This window comes from Bradyrhizobium sp. 44, from assembly GCF_023073095.1.
Classification (GTDB): domain Bacteria; phylum Pseudomonadota; class Alphaproteobacteria; order Rhizobiales; family Xanthobacteraceae; genus Bradyrhizobium.
Window position 1 is genome coordinate 381,094 of record NZ_JADPIY010000008.1, and the last position, 14,058, is coordinate 395,151.

14 protein-coding genes and 1 pseudogene are annotated in these 14,058 nt (G+C 63.8%); 9 read left to right on the plus strand and 6 right to left on the minus strand.

Annotated features, from left to right (window positions below; genetic code table 11):
• Positions 1 to 7 precede the first annotated feature (7 nt).
• Both IVB41_RS03740 and IVB41_RS03745 read right to left on the minus strand, forming a co-directional pair.
• Complete coding sequence (locus IVB41_RS03740; RefSeq protein WP_247426864.1) at positions 8 to 943, minus strand: LysR family transcriptional regulator; 936 nt, start codon at positions 941 to 943, stop codon at positions 8 to 10.
• A 333-nt stretch (positions 944 to 1,276) separates the two neighbouring features.
• Positions 1,277 to 1,453, minus strand: coding sequence for a hypothetical protein (locus tag IVB41_RS03745; protein ID WP_007597932.1), 177 nt, complete (start codon positions 1,451 to 1,453; stop codon positions 1,277 to 1,279).
• A gap of 165 nt (positions 1,454 to 1,618) precedes the next feature.
• Here IVB41_RS03745 and IVB41_RS03750 point away from each other — a divergent pair, with 165 nt between their 5' ends.
• From IVB41_RS03750 to IVB41_RS03780, 7 genes are all read left to right on the plus strand, one after another.
• Positions 1,619 to 2,347 carry a LuxR family transcriptional regulator gene (locus IVB41_RS03750; RefSeq protein WP_247404527.1) on the plus strand — a complete coding sequence of 243 codons (729 nt, stop codon included), beginning with the start codon at positions 1,619 to 1,621 and terminating at the stop codon, positions 2,345 to 2,347.
• A gap of 86 nt (positions 2,348 to 2,433) precedes the next feature.
• Positions 2,434 to 3,093 (plus strand): acyl-homoserine-lactone synthase, encoded by a 660-nt coding sequence (locus tag IVB41_RS03755; RefSeq protein ID WP_247426869.1) that lies wholly within the window; start codon positions 2,434 to 2,436, stop codon positions 3,091 to 3,093.
• A gap of 1 nt (position 3,094) precedes the next feature.
• Positions 3,095 to 3,313 (plus strand): hypothetical protein, encoded by a 219-nt coding sequence (locus IVB41_RS03760; protein WP_027514447.1) that lies wholly within the window; start codon positions 3,095 to 3,097, stop codon positions 3,311 to 3,313.
• Between the two features lie 310 nt (positions 3,314 to 3,623).
• Positions 3,624 to 4,541: a branched-chain amino acid ABC transporter permease gene (locus tag IVB41_RS03765; protein WP_007615745.1), complete on the plus strand. Its 918-nt coding sequence runs from the start codon at positions 3,624 to 3,626 to the stop codon at positions 4,539 to 4,541.
• Positions 4,538 to 5,482 (plus strand): branched-chain amino acid ABC transporter permease, encoded by a 945-nt coding sequence (locus tag IVB41_RS03770; protein ID WP_247426872.1) that lies wholly within the window; start codon positions 4,538 to 4,540, stop codon positions 5,480 to 5,482. Before IVB41_RS03765 ends, IVB41_RS03770 begins: the two co-directional genes overlap by 4 nt.
• Complete coding sequence (locus tag IVB41_RS03775; protein ID WP_247357595.1) at positions 5,475 to 6,242, plus strand: ABC transporter ATP-binding protein; 768 nt, start codon at positions 5,475 to 5,477, stop codon at positions 6,240 to 6,242. Before IVB41_RS03770 ends, IVB41_RS03775 begins: the two co-directional genes overlap by 8 nt.
• Complete coding sequence (locus tag IVB41_RS03780) at positions 6,235 to 6,963, plus strand: ABC transporter ATP-binding protein (protein WP_035961051.1); 729 nt, start codon at positions 6,235 to 6,237, stop codon at positions 6,961 to 6,963. The genes IVB41_RS03775 and IVB41_RS03780 overlap by 8 nt, the downstream gene beginning before the upstream one ends.
• A 116-nt stretch (positions 6,964 to 7,079) precedes the next feature.
• Here the strand turns inward: IVB41_RS03780 and IVB41_RS03785 are convergent, their stop codons facing one another.
• Both IVB41_RS03785 and IVB41_RS03790 read right to left on the minus strand, forming a co-directional pair.
• Positions 7,080 to 8,516, minus strand: a complete 1,437-nt coding sequence (locus IVB41_RS03785; protein WP_247426875.1) for a glutamine synthetase family protein — start codon at positions 8,514 to 8,516, stop codon at positions 7,080 to 7,082.
• A 149-nt stretch (positions 8,517 to 8,665) separates the two neighbouring features.
• Positions 8,666 to 10,024 (minus strand): aromatic ring-hydroxylating dioxygenase subunit alpha, encoded by a 1,359-nt coding sequence (locus tag IVB41_RS03790; protein ID WP_247426877.1) that lies wholly within the window; start codon positions 10,022 to 10,024, stop codon positions 8,666 to 8,668.
• A 112-nt stretch (positions 10,025 to 10,136) separates the two neighbouring features.
• Here IVB41_RS03790 and IVB41_RS03795 point away from each other — a divergent pair, with 112 nt between their 5' ends.
• Complete coding sequence (locus tag IVB41_RS03795; RefSeq protein ID WP_247426881.1) at positions 10,137 to 10,922, plus strand: IclR family transcriptional regulator C-terminal domain-containing protein; 786 nt, start codon at positions 10,137 to 10,139, stop codon at positions 10,920 to 10,922.
• A 5-nt stretch (positions 10,923 to 10,927) separates the two neighbouring features.
• Here the strand turns inward: IVB41_RS03795 and IVB41_RS03800 are convergent, their stop codons facing one another.
• Positions 10,928 to 11,320 carry a group II truncated hemoglobin gene (locus IVB41_RS03800; RefSeq protein ID WP_247426884.1) on the minus strand — a complete coding sequence of 131 codons (393 nt, stop codon included), beginning with the start codon at positions 11,318 to 11,320 and terminating at the stop codon, positions 10,928 to 10,930.
• 12 nt (positions 11,321 to 11,332) lie between these two features.
• Positions 11,333 to 12,253: pseudogene (locus tag IVB41_RS03805) on the minus strand (helix-turn-helix transcriptional regulator); the annotation flags it as partial.
• 140 nt (positions 12,254 to 12,393) lie between these two features.
• Between IVB41_RS03805 and IVB41_RS03810 the strand changes: the two are divergent.
• Entirely contained in the window at positions 12,394 to 13,935 is a 1,542-nt protein-coding gene (locus IVB41_RS03810) for a benzoate-CoA ligase family protein (protein ID WP_247426891.1), read from the plus strand.
• Positions 13,936 to 14,058: the final 123 nt, after the last annotated feature.

A 14,058-nucleotide genomic window follows, 5' to 3' on the forward strand; every position in this document is an offset into this window, starting at 1 on the left:
CGTAATGTTATCTCTTCCGCCGTGGCGGCGCGGCCCTGCCTTTGCCCCGCGACGGCTCGACCGCGCGCATCTCCGCGCGCAGGGCCTCGATGAAATACTCGACATGAAGCGACAGCGGCGCGCCGCGCTTCACCGCGATATAGGTATCGAATCGCGTCGGCTCGGTGATCTTGATCAGCTCGATGCCGGGATAGCCCCCATGGGCCACCGTGAACTGGTCGATGATGGCGATGCCGAGCCCCGCCTTCACCAGCGCGCAGACCGTGGTGCCGAAGCGGGCGCGGATGGTGATGTTGTACTCGAGGCGGTGGCGCGCGAAGATCTCGGCCATGATCCGCCCGTAGGGATCGTTGGGATCGATGCCAATCAGCGGATAGCGGGTGATCTCGGCGGCGGAGACCTGCTTGCGGCCGGCGAGCTCGTGGCCCGGCGGCACGATGCAATAGAGCTCGCCGGAGGCGAGCGGCATGAAGTCGAGTCCGGAATGCTCCAGGCGGTAGCTCATCGCCACGCACTCGCCGCGGCCGAGCATGAGATAGTCGATGGCTTCCTCGAGCTTGAGGATGTTGATGTCGATGCCCAAATCCGGATAGCGCCGCCGGACCCGCTCGATTGCGCGCGGCACCATGACTTGCGAAATGCTCGGCACCGAGCCGATGCGCAATTCCGACAATCCGCCGCGTCCGATCTTGGAGATGATCTCGGAGAGGTCGTCGACCTTCTTGTAGACGCCGTTGATCTGCTCGAAGATGTTCTCGGCTTCCGGCGTCGGGAAATAGCGGCCGTTCTGGCGCTGAAAGAAGCGGATGCCGAGCGAGCGCTCGGTGTATTTAACGAGGCGGCTGATGCCCGGCGCCGAAACGTTCAGCAGCTTCGCCGCGCCGCCGATCGTGCCCGTCACCATCACGGCACGGATCACTTCAACCTGGCGCAGCGTCATCATGTCTTGGGCATCCAAAAGATAATCGTGGTCGGCGCTGCCTTTCCCTCTCCCCTTGTGGAGGCGGGTGGACCGCCGCGATAGGGCGAGACGGGTGAAGGGTTCTCTCCCCGCGCGAGCCTCGCGCATTTGAACGCGTGGAAACAACCCCTCATCCGGCGCCATAGCCGATCCGAAGCATCGGCGTTTTGTTTTAAGAACGGCGGCCGAAGGCCGCCCATGCCACTTCTCCCACAAGGGAAGAAGGAAGGAAACATTCGCGTTCGGTTGTTCAGTTCAGATCAGAGCAAGCCATGGCACCGAACGGACCGTTCGTGCGCTCACGGCAATTGCGTGCTAGCTCGCCGGTCCGTCCGGCGAGGCGCTCTCGGCCGGCTTGCTGCGCTCGCTTTGCAGCACCCCGCGCGCGAACTCGATGATCTTCTGCTTGTTTGCCGTTTCGCGGACGGCGAAAAATACGCGGTTGAGTTCCAGGCCGAGCACGCTGTTGAGGGCGATGTCCTCGTCTTCCATCGTGGTTTCCCCGCTTCAGACATTGTAGGTGTAACTTGACGTCACTTCTTCCACAAGTAGATTAAGCCTTCGGGGTCAATGGGATACCGGGAAACTACGGAAGCGCTGAATTGAGGCAGTCGCCAGGACGTGCTATAGCGATAACGAGGGTCAGGAAACGCACCGATGTCCGCCGTGGATTATGGCCGGGAAGCGCTCGACTTCATTGAGGGGCTTGGAGCCTATACCAAGGTTCCGGACGCCATGGATGCGCTTGCGACCGCGTTCGGGCGCTACGGCTTCGAGCACATCATCGTAACCGGCTTGCCGAATCCCGATCAGCGTTTTTCCCAGATGGTGCTCGCCAAGAAGTGGCCGGCGGAGTGGTTCAGCCTCTATACCCAAAAAGGCTACGACCGCGTCGATCCCGTGATCCGCAAATGCCGGCAGACGGTGAACCCTTTCGAGTGGTCCGAGGCGCCGTACGATCCGGAGCTGGAGCCGGGCGCAGTGGAGGTGATGCGGCGCGCTGCCGATTTCCGTATGTCGCGCGGCTTCGTCGTGCCGATCCACGGATTGACCGGCTACGAGGCCGGCGTCTCGCTCGGTGGCGTTCACCTCGATCTCAATGCGCGCAGCAAGCCGGCGCTGCACCTGATCGGCATGTACGGCTTCGATCACATTCGCCGCTTGCTCGATCCGGCGCCGCATCGATCGATGCGCCTTACCCCGCGCGAGCGCGAGGTGCTCGCCTGGGCCTCGCAGGGCAAGTCGGCTTGGGAAATCGGCGAGATCCTGCACATCACGCAGCGCACCGCCGAAGAGCATCTCGCAACTGCCGCGCGCAAACTTGGTGCCGTCAACCGGACGCATGCGGTTGCGATCGCAATCCGCCACAGAATCATCACCCCCTGAAATCCGCGCCTACTGGGAAATTTCCCAATAGTCGCTTTGGCCGTTTTCCGTGAGTGTTCCCCTTATTTCGAACAATGGGGGAATAAATGATTCATGTGATTTCTGCCGCCAACCGGCACCTCTACGAGGACGTTCTCGAGCAACATTTCAGGGTGCGTCACGAGATTTTTGTCGAGGAGCGGAAATGGGAGGCGCTGCGCAAGCCCGATGGCCGCGAGGTCGATACCTACGACAATGAGGACGCGGTCTACCTGCTAGCGCTCGAAAATCGCCGGGTGCTCGGCGGCTCCCGCCTCTATCCTACCACCAAGCCGACGATGATGAGCGAGGTCTTCCCGCATCTCGCCGCGGTGCGCGGTTGCCCCTCCAACCCGCTGGTATGGGAGTGGTCACGTTTCTTCGTTTCGCGCGAGCGCCGCGACGGCGCGTTCAATTGGCAATTGATGGCAGCGGCGCAGGAGTTCTGTCTCGATCAGGGCATCGAGCGTCTCTCTCTTGTGATGGAGACCTGGTGGCTGCCGCGCTTCCACGAGATCGGATTCATCGTCGCGCCGCTGGGATTGCCGGCGCTGGTCGAAGATTCCTGGACGATGGCGGCCACGATCGAGATCCGTCAGGTGTCGCTGGACGCCGTGTGTGACCGTATCGGGACGACAAACGTCGTCCAACAGGACGGTCCGCGTATCGATTGCATCGCCCTTGCCAACCTCTGCGGCCTCGCTGCCGCGCAACGAAAGAGCGCCTGAGATGTCGAACATGATGCGGGACAGCCAGATCATGGCGCAGATCAAAGACGAAAATCTCGGCTACATGTCCGACATGGCGCTCGAGCTCGCGCAGATGGCGGAAGACACCGGATTGGCGACGCTCGCCTATCTGTTCCGGATGGCGGCGCTGGAGGCCTCGACAGCCAATAGCGTGCTTGCCGAGCCGGATGACCTTCCCCGGCAGATGACGTCGCACTAGGCGTCTCCATCCATACGTTGCGACGAATTTCACACCCTCTCTCCGGGAACGGAGGGAGGGTGATCCGTTTGGGTGCGGCAGGTTGACCCATCCTGCGCGGCAGTCTTCTTGCAGGGCAAATTACAGGGCCAGGATCGATCGGATGCATCGGCATGCAACAAAGTGCATGTTGGGTGTCGAATCGCTCTTGCCTCGGAACGATACTGCCATTACCCATTTTTCCGCCTTGTACAGGCAGGGGGAGCTCTTTCACTGATGGCGACCGTGTTCGAACATCGGCGCGAACCTGCGTGCGCCTGAAAGAGTTTTGATGCTGCTCGTCGTCGAACAGTTCTTGAACGGTTTGCAGTTCGGCCTGCTGCTGTTCCTGCTCGCCGCCGGCCTGACGCTGGTGTTCGGGATCATGGATCTCGTCAACCTCGCGCACGGCTCGCTCTACATGATGGGCGCCTATTTCGCCGCGACCTTCGCAGCCTGGACCGGCAGCTTCCTGCTCGGCGCGCTTTTGGCGCTCGGCGCGACGCTCGTGCTCGGCATCGTGCTCGAGATGACCGCGCTGCGGCACCTCTACGGACGCGACCATCTCGACCACGTGCTCGCGACCTTCGGCCTGATCCTGTTCTTCAATGAAGCCGTGCGGCTGATCTGGGGCCCGGCCGGGCTTGCATTGCCGCTGCCGGCTTGGCTCACCGTGCCGGTGCCGATCCTGCCCGGCATTCACTATCCCGCCTATCGCCTCGCCATCATCGTCGTGGCGCTGCTGGTTGCGCTGTTGCTCTATCTCGGCGTGATGCGTACCCGCATCGGCATGCTGATCCGCGCCGGCGCCTCCAATCGCGAGATGATCGGCGCGCTCGGCATCAACATCAAGCTGCTCTACACCCTGGTGTTCGGCCTCGGTGCCGCGCTCGCTGGTCTTGCCGGGTTGATGCAGGCGCCGATCCTCACCGTGCAGATCGGCATGGGCGAGAACATCCTGATCCTTGCCTTCGTCATCATCGTGATCGGCGGTATCGGTTCGATCCGGGGCGCGTTCCTGGCCGCGATCTTCGTCGGCATGATCGACACGCTCGGCCGCGCCTTCTTGCCGAATTTGTTGCGGCAGGTGCTGAGCGGCGCTGCTGCTTCCACTGCCGCGCCCGCGCTGTCGTCCATGCTGATCTATCTGCTGATGGCGATCGTGCTGGTGGTGCGGCCGGAGGGGCTGTTTCCGGCCAACCGCCGATGAAGTCATTCACTGTGAGCAAGGCCGTCACGGCCCTGATGCTGGCGGGCCTCGTGCTGCTGCCGCTCTATTCGCAACTCTCCGGCAACATCTTCATCCTGACGCTGTTCACGCGCTTCGTCATCCTGGCGCTGGCGGCCGCGAGCCTCAACCTCATCATGGGTTTTGGCGGCATGATGAGTTTTGGCCATGCCGCCTATCTCGGCATCGGCGGTTACGCGGTCGGCATGCTGGCGCAGGAAGGCGTGGGAAGCGGTTTCATCCAGTTTCCGGTCGCGCTCGCGGCCTCCGCGACTTACGCCGTCGTGATCGGCGCGCTCTCGCTTCGCACGCGTGGCGTTTACTTCATCATGATCACGCTCGCTTTCGCGCAGATGGCCTATTACGTCGCCTCGGGGCTGGCGCGTTACGGCGGCGATGACGGCCTCACCGTCTACAAGCGCAGCGACTTCTCCGGGCTGATCAACCTGTCGAACCGCACGCAGTTCTACTATCTCTGCCTCGCCTGCCTGTTCGGCGTGGTCTTCCTGATCTGGCGCATTGTCAATTCGCGCTTTGGCCTCGTCCTGCAGGGCCTGCGCTCCAACGAGCAGCGCATGCAGGCGATCGGCTTTCCCTCAAAACGCTACCAGTTGGTCTGCTTCGTCATCTCCGGCATGATGTGCGGCCTTGCCGGCGCGCTGCTCGCCAACAACACCGATTTCGTCAGCCCGGCCGCGATGTACTGGACCCGTTCCGGCGATCTTATGGTGATGGTGATCCTCGGGGGCATGGGCACGCTGTTCGGTCCGGTCATCGGCGCGGTGGTATATTTGCTGCTGGAAGAGTTCTTGTCGCAGCTCACCGAATATTGGGCGCTGATCATGGGCCCGCTGCTGCTGCTGATCGTGCTGTTCGGCCGCGGCGGCATCATGGGCCTGCTCGGGAGGCTCAACCGTGGCTGAGCCGCTGCTCCGTGTCGACAAGCTGGTGCGCCGCTTCGGCGGCATCGTTGCGACGGACAACGTCTCGCTCGACGTTGCGGCAGGCGAGCTGCATGCCATCATCGGCCCGAACGGCGCCGGCAAGACCACGCTGATCAGCCAGCTCACCGGGCATCTGGAGCCGCATTCCGGCAGCGTCTCGCTGGCGGGGCGCGACATCACCTATCTGCCAGCCTATCGCCGCTGCGCGCTGGGCCTGGCACGTTCGTTCCAGATCACCTCGCTGCTGCTCGATTTCACCGCCGCCGACAATGTCGCGCTCGCGGCGCAGGCGCATGCCGGCACCTCATTCCGATTCTTCGCCGATGCACGCAAGGAGAAGGGCCTGCGCGATGCCGCGCATGCCGCGCTCGACCGTGTCGGTCTCGCCCATCGTGCCGACGTCCTGGTGTCCAGGCTCAGCCATGGCGAGCGTCGCCAGATCGAGCTGGCGGTTGCGCTGGCAAGCAAGCCGAAACTTTTGCTGCTCGACGAGCCGATGGCGGGCCTCGGCGTCACCGAGTCCCAGCGCATGGTGCAGCTGCTCCAGGAGCTGCGCAAGGAGGTCTCGATCGTGCTGGTCGAGCACGACATGCCGGCGGTATTTGCGCTCGCCGACCGCATCTCCGTGCTGGTCTATGGCCGCGTCATCGCCTCCGGCGATCCGGCCGCGATCCGGGCGAACGAGGACGTCAAGCGCGCCTATCTCGGCGAGGCGCATGTGGTGGCGCACCATGTCTGAAAAAGGGATGGGTGACACGCTGCTCGAGGTCGACGGCATCGAGACCTGCTACGGCCTGTCCCAGGTGCTGTTCGGCTTGTCGCTGTCTGTCAAATCAGGCGAGATGGTCTCGCTGATGGGCCGCAACGGCATGGGCAAGACCACGACCATCCGCTCCATCATGGGCCTGACGCCGGCGCGCGCAGGCAGCATCCGCTTCGCAGGCTCGGAGGTGCGGACGCAACCGTCCTACCGGATCGCGCAACTCGGCGTCGGCCTCGTCCCCGAGGGGCGGCAGATCTTCCCGAATCTTACCGTGCGCGAAAACCTGGTCGCGGCCGCCGCCGATCGTTTCGACAGCAGCAATCCCTGGACGCTGGCGGCGATCTACGTGATGTTTCCGCGCCTGGCCGAGCGCGCCTCCAACATGGGCAACCAGCTCTCCGGCGGCGAGCAGCAGATGCTCGCGATCGGCCGCGCGTTGATGACCAATCCGAAGCTCCTCATCCTGGATGAAGCGACCGAAGGCCTGGCACCCCTGATCCGCGAAGAGATCTGGAGCTGCCTGTCGCTGCTCAAGAGCCGGGGACAATCGATCCTGGTCGTCGACAAGAACGTCGACCACCTTGCCCGCATCTGCGACCGCCACACCATCATCGAGCGCGGCAAGACGGTGTGGAGCGGCACCTCGGACGAGCTATTGGCAGAGCCGGATCTGCAGCACAAATATCTGGGGATTTGAGGCTCCGCTCTCTCCCGTCATTGCGAGCGTAGCGAAGCAATCCAGACTGTTTCTGATGTGACAGTCTGGATTGCTTCGTCGCAAGAGCTCCTCGCAATGACGGGAGAGAGCCGAGGTCAAAACACCTCGAAATATTCGCGGTGCTCCCAGTCGGTCACCTCGGACAGGAAGCGGTCGATCTCGGCGTTCTTGATGTGGGTGTAGTAGTCGACGAACTCAGCCCCGAGCTTTTCCCGGAAGAACGGATCGTCCTTCAGTGCGCTGACCGCATCGCGAAGCGACTTCGGCAAGAGCGGCGCCTTGGTTTCGTAGGGCGTGTCGGCCGACGGGCCGGGATCAAGCTTGCGGTCGACGCCGTCGAGGCCGGAGAGAATCTGCGAGGCCATGTAGAGATAGGGATTGGCGGCGGGCTCGCCGATGCGGTTTTCCAGGCGCGTGGCGGCGTCGCCGGCAGCGCCGAGCACGCGGATCATCACGCCGCGATTGTCGCGGCCCCAGATCGCGCGGTCCGGCGCCAACGAATAGGAGCGGTAGCGCTTGTAGCCATTGATGGTCGGGGTGGTGAACACGGTCGACGCGCGGGCGTGGTCGAGCAGGCCGGCAAGCCAGGCGCGGCCGAACGCGCTGAGCGGCTCGCCGCCGTCTTTGGCCATGAACTGGTTCTCGCCGCTCGCGCGTGAGACCACCGATTGGTGCAGATGCCAGCCGCTCGCGAACAGGTTCGGCAGCTTCGGCCGGCACATGAAGGTGGCGTGATAACCGTGGCGGTGCGCGATCTGCTTCACGGCGGAGCGAAACAGCACCATGTTGTCGGCGGGCTCCAGCCCCTTCGTCGGCGCGAAGGTGAATTCGCACTGGCTCGGCCCGAACTCGACCTCGACCGAGCGCAAAGGCAATCCGAGCGCGACGATGTCACGGCGCAGGATCTCCAGCACCGGCTCCATCTGGTCGAAGCGCTGCTCGGTGAGATATTGATAGCCGTGGCTGAGCAGGCTCACCGAAGGCGGCGTGCCGGGCTGGCCGGCATCTTCCGGGCGCATATGCGGATCGTCGAGCTTGAAAATGTGGAATTCGACCTCGAGCCCCGCCACGAAATCATGGCCGCGGCTTGCGAGCTCGCCGAGCACCTTGCGATAGAGCCCGCGTGTCGCGAACGGGACGGGACGGCCGTCGTTGAAATAGAGGTCGCAGAGAACCCAGCCGGTGGTCGGCGCCCAGGGCAAAACGCGAAACGTCGTGGGATCCGCGACCATCAGCACGTCGGCCGCGCCCTCCATTTCCTTCATGCCGAAGCCGCCGCCCGACGTGAACACCGGAAACACCGTGCGGTGCGAGGTGTCCTTGGCGAGCATGGTGGTGGTGATGGAGCAGCCGCTTTCGAGCGACGCAAGCGCCTCCGATGCAATGATGGTCTTGCCGCGCAGAATGCCGTGCTGGTCCGGGAAGGCGAGGCGGATGACATCGAGGTTCTTCTCTTCGACGATGCGGCGCATGCGCGTCGCCGCGTCCCTCTGCTCATCCGACCACAGCGCATGACGCGCGACGAAAGTCACTTTTTCACTCCTCTATCCGTGAGAGGCGAAGCATGCGCTACATTCTCCGTCATTGCGAGCGAAGCGAAGCAATCCAGGATCCCTCCGCAGAGACAGTCTGGATTGCTTCGCTTCGCTCGCAATGACGAAGGAGGGACCTGCATTCTGCGCTACTCCGCCGCCGTCAGCCGATGCACGTTGTCCGCGATCTCCTTCGGCACCGGCGCCGTCCACGGCGCGCTGCGGCGGCGCTTGACGTCGACTTCCATCCAGTAAATCTCCCAGCCTCGTGTCGGCCCGATGCCGTCCATGGTCGCCGGGCCCTGGATCGAACGTGCGGTGGCCTCGTCGAGATGCAGCATCGGCTTCTCGCCGCCCGCGACCTTCTCGATCTCCTGCCGCAGCAGGCGGCGGTATTGCACGATGGCCTTGTCGCTCGTGCCGAGGTGCTCCCTGGTGCGGTCCTGGATCGCGCCCATCGATTCGACCGCCCACTGGTCGTGGACGTTGATGTCGGTGCCCATGCCGGTATAGGTCGCCGTCTGCTGCTCGTGCGGATCGAAACCGTAATCGTTGGTCCTGTTCTTGCGCGATTTGTAGTCCGGCAGCTCATAGAGCTCGAGCCGCTGGTCGCGCATCTTCTTCCTGTCCACGGCATTCGTGTAGCTGGTGAAGATCGCGTACCAGTAGCAGTTCTCGTCGTCGACCGGCACGTGCCACTGCGTGATCGTCATCTCCGTGCTCATGGGGATGACGAAGCCGTGCGGGAAGAGCTGGTTGGTGACGCGCACATGGGTGCGCTCCTCGTCGATCTCGCGCAGCGCGATCAACCGGAGGCCGTATTCGGTGTGCTCGACATTGATGATCGGACGATCGTATTCGCGCAAAATCTTCGTCATCGGCAGGTCGCTTCCCGCAGATGCGCCGCGGAACTGCTTGCCGTAAGCCGTCGAGGTGTCCTCGTCCTCGAAGAAGCGATGCAGGTAGGAGGCGTGCGCGGGATCGATGCCGACTTCGAGCGCCTGCAACCAGTTGCAGGCCATGTGCCCCTTGAATGCGAAGGTGTGCGTGCCGGGCGCGACGAAACAATCGAGCTCGGGAAATGCCGGCGGCTCGCCCTCGCCGAGATAAGCCCAGAGGATGCCGCTCTTCTCCACCACGGGATAAGAGCGCTGGCGGATGTTTTGGCAGAGCTTTGAGTCCTTCGGCTCCGCCGGCGTCTCGATGCATTGCCCAGTGGCGTCGAACAGCCAGCCATGGAAGGCGCAGCGCAGGCCGCCATGCTCGAGCCGTCCGAAGGCGAGATCGGCGCCGCGATGCGCGCAGTGCCGATCGATCAGGCCGTAACGCCCGGTCTCGTCGCGGAACAGCACCAGATTTTCGCCGAGCAATCTGACGGGACGGATCGGTCTATCGCCGTCGAGCTCATCCACCAGCGCCGCCGGCTGCCAGTAGCTCCGCATCAGCTTCCCGCACGGGTCCTTCGCACCGGTGCGGGTGATCAGGTCGTTCTGCTCCTGGCTCATCATGGCGAGTGCATCCTTTGTGGAGTGGCGTTTGTTCGCCTATTGAACGAATGGGCGAATTATGACATGCCTTGATCCGGCAGCAAGCACTATTTTGCAGGAATGACCCGACACCATGCCCAAGCTGAAGCGAAGCGAGAGCGACGATCGCGCGACGGATTTCGTCGAGAGCCTCGATCGCGGGCTGCGCCTGCTGCAATGCTTCGGCACCACAGCAGGGCCGATGACGCTGAGCGATCTCGCCCGTGCCGCAGAGCTTCCACGCGCCACCGCGCGGCGCATGCTGTTCACGCTCCAGCGCGGCGGCTTCGTCAGCGGCGATGGCAAGCTGTTCTCGCTGACGCCACATGTGCTGACACTGGCCGCGTCCTATCTGCGGTCCAGCCAGCTCGTCACCGTCCTGCAACCGGTGCTCGACCGCGCCGCGACAGCGGCCAACGAAATCGCCTCGCTCGCGGTGCTCGACGGCGATGAGGTCGTGTTCATCGCGCGTAGCAGTCCGGCGCGGATGTTTTCAGGTGGGCTGGACATCGGTTACCGCCTGCCGGCCTTCTGCACCTCGGTGGGCCGCGTCATGCTCGGTCAGCTCGACGATGCCGAGCTTGCCGCGCGCCTGACGGCGACGAAGCGCGAAGCGCTGACACCGCAGACGGTAACCGATCCCAAGGCATTGCTCGCGCGCGTCGTTGCCGACCGCGCGCAAGGTTACGCGCTGGTCGATCGCGAGGCCGAGCCGCATTTCCGCTCGATCTCGGTCCCCGTCCGCCGCTACGACGACGTGATCGTCGCTGCGATCAACATGGGCGCCCATGTCGACCGCGTGCCGGCGCAGGAATTGATCGGTCGCTTCCTGCCATTGTTGCGTGAGGGCGCGGAGGCGGTGCGGTCGCAACTGTTGTAGCCTGGCTACCGGTTGCGCATCCAGTCGGCGAGGCCGGACAACGCCTTGTCGAGGTCCTGCCGCGCCGCGGCGTCCACAACGGTCTCCTCGAGCGCGCCGCGCATGCAGAGCATCCACGCGTCGCGCTCGGCATCGCCGATGGCAAAGCCGATGTGGCGCTGGCGCAGCCGTGGATGGCCCTTCTCGACCGAGTAGAGTTTCGGACCGCCAGTCCACTCAATGAGATAGCGCTTCAGCACATCCCTGATGAGGCCGAGGTCGTCCGCATGCATCGCGCGGATGATCCTCGCCTCCGGCAGCGTATCCATCCGCTCATAGAAGCGATCGACCAGTCGATCGATGGTGGCGCTGCCGCCGATCCGCTCGAACATGGAGATTGCAACGTCGCCGTCGGTCATGGGAGTTCGGACCTACAGCGCCACGCTGCGCAGCCCAAAGCTGCGCGCCTCGTTTTGCAGCACCGGCCGCACCGCATCGATCAGCCTTGCCGCGGCGGCATCGACGGACAGTCCCGCCGTGTCCACCACGGCCGTCGCGCGCGCATACAGCGGCTCGCGGCTCAAGAGGATGTTGCGCAACTCTGCCATAGCTGAGCGGTCGTCGGCCATCGGGCGCAAATCGCCCTGGCCGCGGACGCGGGCCATGTGCTCCTCGGGCTCGGCCTTCAGCCAGATCGTGTAGAACGACGACAGGATCTGGTCGAAGGTGAGGGGCTCCGAGACGATGCCGCCGCCGGTCGCCAGCACCATCAGCTCGTTGCGCGCGAGCAGCTGTTGCAGCGCCGCCTGCTCCATGCGGCGAAAACCTTCCTGGCCGTAGAGCGCGATGATTTCGGCGACCGAGAGGCCGTTCTGCTGCTCGACCTCCTTGTTGAGCTCGACAAAACTCCAGCCGACCTTCTTCGCCAGCATCCGCCCAAGCGTCGATTTGCCCGCGCCGCGCAGGCCGATCAGTGCGATGCCGCAGAACGGCGCGCGCCGCGGCGCGGAGGCACTGCCGCCCGCGAGCAGATCCTTGGCTTGCGCGATCTGCGCCGGTGTCGCCTTGCGCAAGAGATCGCGAAACATCTGCCAGTCCGGGGTCGGATCGGCCGAGGGAAGCAGGTCTTCGAGATGCGCGCCCATCGCGTCAGAGACGCGGCGCAGCAGCACGATGGACACATTGCCCTTGCCGCTTTCGAGCTGCGCGATGTAGCGCTCCGATATTCCTGATACCTTGGCGAGCACCTTGCGCGACATGCCGCGTAGCGCGCGCATGGTGCGCACGCGCTGGCCGAGCTGTTCGAGAAATCGGGATTCGGCGTCGGGACTGTCGGTCATGGACTGCGGATCATGGGCCTGCTTGAGCGGATGTCTTCTTTTAAAGAGGTCCTGCGGCGCGTATTAATGAAACATAGTGCCTGCTGGCATTGACAGCAAGCCGATGCGGTGTCTTTCTATGAATTATAATTCTAAATTCAGGGGAGAAGTCCGTGAGCGAGGGATCCTATAACGCGGTGACCTGGCTGCTCGACCGGAACGTCGAGGAGGGACGCGGCAACAAGCTCGCCTTCGACGACACCGTCTCACGGCTCACTTATGGCGAGCTCCAGCGCGAAACGCGGCGCGCCGCCAACATGCTGCGCCGGCTCGGCGTCCGCCGCGAAGAGCGCGTGGCGATGATCATGCTGGATACGGTCGACTTCCCGATCGTGTTCTTGGGCGCGATCCGCGCCGGCATCGTGCCGGTGCCGCTCAACACGCTGCTGACACCGGATCAATACGCCTACATCCTCGCAGACTGCCGCGCGCGCGTGCTGTTCGTCTCGGAAGCGCTCTATCCCGTGATCAAGGACGTCGTCGGCCGCATGCCGGATCTCGAGCATGTCGTGGTCTCCGGCGCCAAGCAGAATGGCCACAAGCAGCTTGCCGAGGAGATTGCGGACGAGAGCGACCGGTTCACCACGGCTGCGACGCATCCGGATGAACCGGCGTTCTGGCTCTACTCGTCAGGCTCGACCGGCATGCCCAAGGGCGTACGCCACATCCATTCGAACATGCAGGCGACCGCGGAAACTTATGCGAAGCAGGTGCTCGGCATCCGCGAGAACGACGTTTGTCTTTCCGCGGCAAAGCTGTTCTTCGCCTATGGTCTCGGCAATGCGTTGACCTTTCCGATGTCGGTCGGCGCCACCGTGGTACTCAACGGCGAACGGCCGACGCCGGCGCGCATGTTCGATCTGATGAACCGCTACAATCCCTCGATCTTCTACGGCGTGCCGACCCTGTTCGCGGCGATGCTCAATGACGAGGCGATGAAGAGCGAGCGCGGCGGCCGCGCCTTGCGCATCTGCACCTCGGCCGGCGAGGCGCTGCCGGAATCCGTCGGCAACAGCTGGAAAGCGCGCTTCAACGTCGACATCCTCGATGGCGTCGGCTCGACCGAGCTGTTGCACATCTTCCTGTCGAACGCGCCCGGCGACATCAAGTACGGCTGCTCCGGCAAGCCAGTGCCGGGCTACGCGGTGCGGCTCGTCAACGAGGCGGGACAGGATGTCGCCGACGGCGAGGTCGGCGAACTGCTGGTCGATGCGCCTTCCGCCGGCGAGGGCTACTGGAACCAGCGCCACAAGAGCCGCCGCACGTTCGAGGGACCATGGACCCGCACCGGCGACAAATATGTCAGGGATGCCGAGGGCCGCTACACCTTCTGCGGCCGCGCCGACGACATGTTCAAGGTCTCCGGCATCTGGGTCTCGCCCTTCGAGGTCGAGAGCGCGCTGATTACGCATCCAGCCGTGCTGGAAGCCGCGGTCGTGCCCGAAGCCGATCCGGAAGGTCTGCTGAAGCCGAAGGCCTTCGTCGTGCTGCGCCCCGGCGCGACGACGACGGGCCTGCAGGAGATGCTCAAGGACCACGTCAAGCAGAAGATCGGCCCATGGAAATATCCGCGCTGGATCGACGTGGTGGACTCGCTGCCGAAGACGGCGACGGGCAAGATCCAGCGGTTCAAGCTGCGGGACGGGACGAATTGACAACAGGTCGTCATGGCCGGGCAAAAGTGCGAAGCGCGTCTTGAGCAAAGCGTCCCGGCCATCCACGCGCGACCGCGATTGAGGAGCGACGTGGATGCCCGGGTCAAGCCCGGGCATGACGAC

Bases quoted from the DNA above. Each gene is read 5' to 3' on its own strand.
- IVB41_RS03740 (WP_247426864.1), bottom strand. From the start codon at position 943: ATGATGACGCTGCGCCAGGTTGAAGTGATCCGTGCCGTGATGGTGACG.
- IVB41_RS03745 (WP_007597932.1), bottom strand. From the start codon at position 1,453: ATGGAAGACGAGGACATCGCCCTCAACAGCGTGCTCGGCCTGGAACTC.
- IVB41_RS03750 (WP_247404527.1), top strand. From the start codon at position 1,619: ATGTCCGCCGTGGATTATGGCCGGGAAGCGCTCGACTTCATTGAGGGG.
- IVB41_RS03755 (WP_247426869.1), top strand. From the start codon at position 2,434: ATGATTCATGTGATTTCTGCCGCCAACCGGCACCTCTACGAGGACGTT.
- IVB41_RS03760 (WP_027514447.1), top strand. From the start codon at position 3,095: ATGTCGAACATGATGCGGGACAGCCAGATCATGGCGCAGATCAAAGAC.
- IVB41_RS03765 (WP_007615745.1), top strand. From the start codon at position 3,624: ATGCTGCTCGTCGTCGAACAGTTCTTGAACGGTTTGCAGTTCGGCCTG.
- IVB41_RS03770 (WP_247426872.1), top strand. From the start codon at position 4,538: ATGAAGTCATTCACTGTGAGCAAGGCCGTCACGGCCCTGATGCTGGCG.
- IVB41_RS03780 (WP_035961051.1), top strand. From the start codon at position 6,235: ATGTCTGAAAAAGGGATGGGTGACACGCTGCTCGAGGTCGACGGCATC.
- IVB41_RS03790 (WP_247426877.1), bottom strand. From the start codon at position 10,024: ATGATGAGCCAGGAGCAGAACGACCTGATCACCCGCACCGGTGCGAAG.
- IVB41_RS03795 (WP_247426881.1), top strand. From the start codon at position 10,137: ATGCCCAAGCTGAAGCGAAGCGAGAGCGACGATCGCGCGACGGATTTC.
- IVB41_RS03800 (WP_247426884.1), bottom strand. From the start codon at position 11,320: ATGACCGACGGCGACGTTGCAATCTCCATGTTCGAGCGGATCGGCGGC.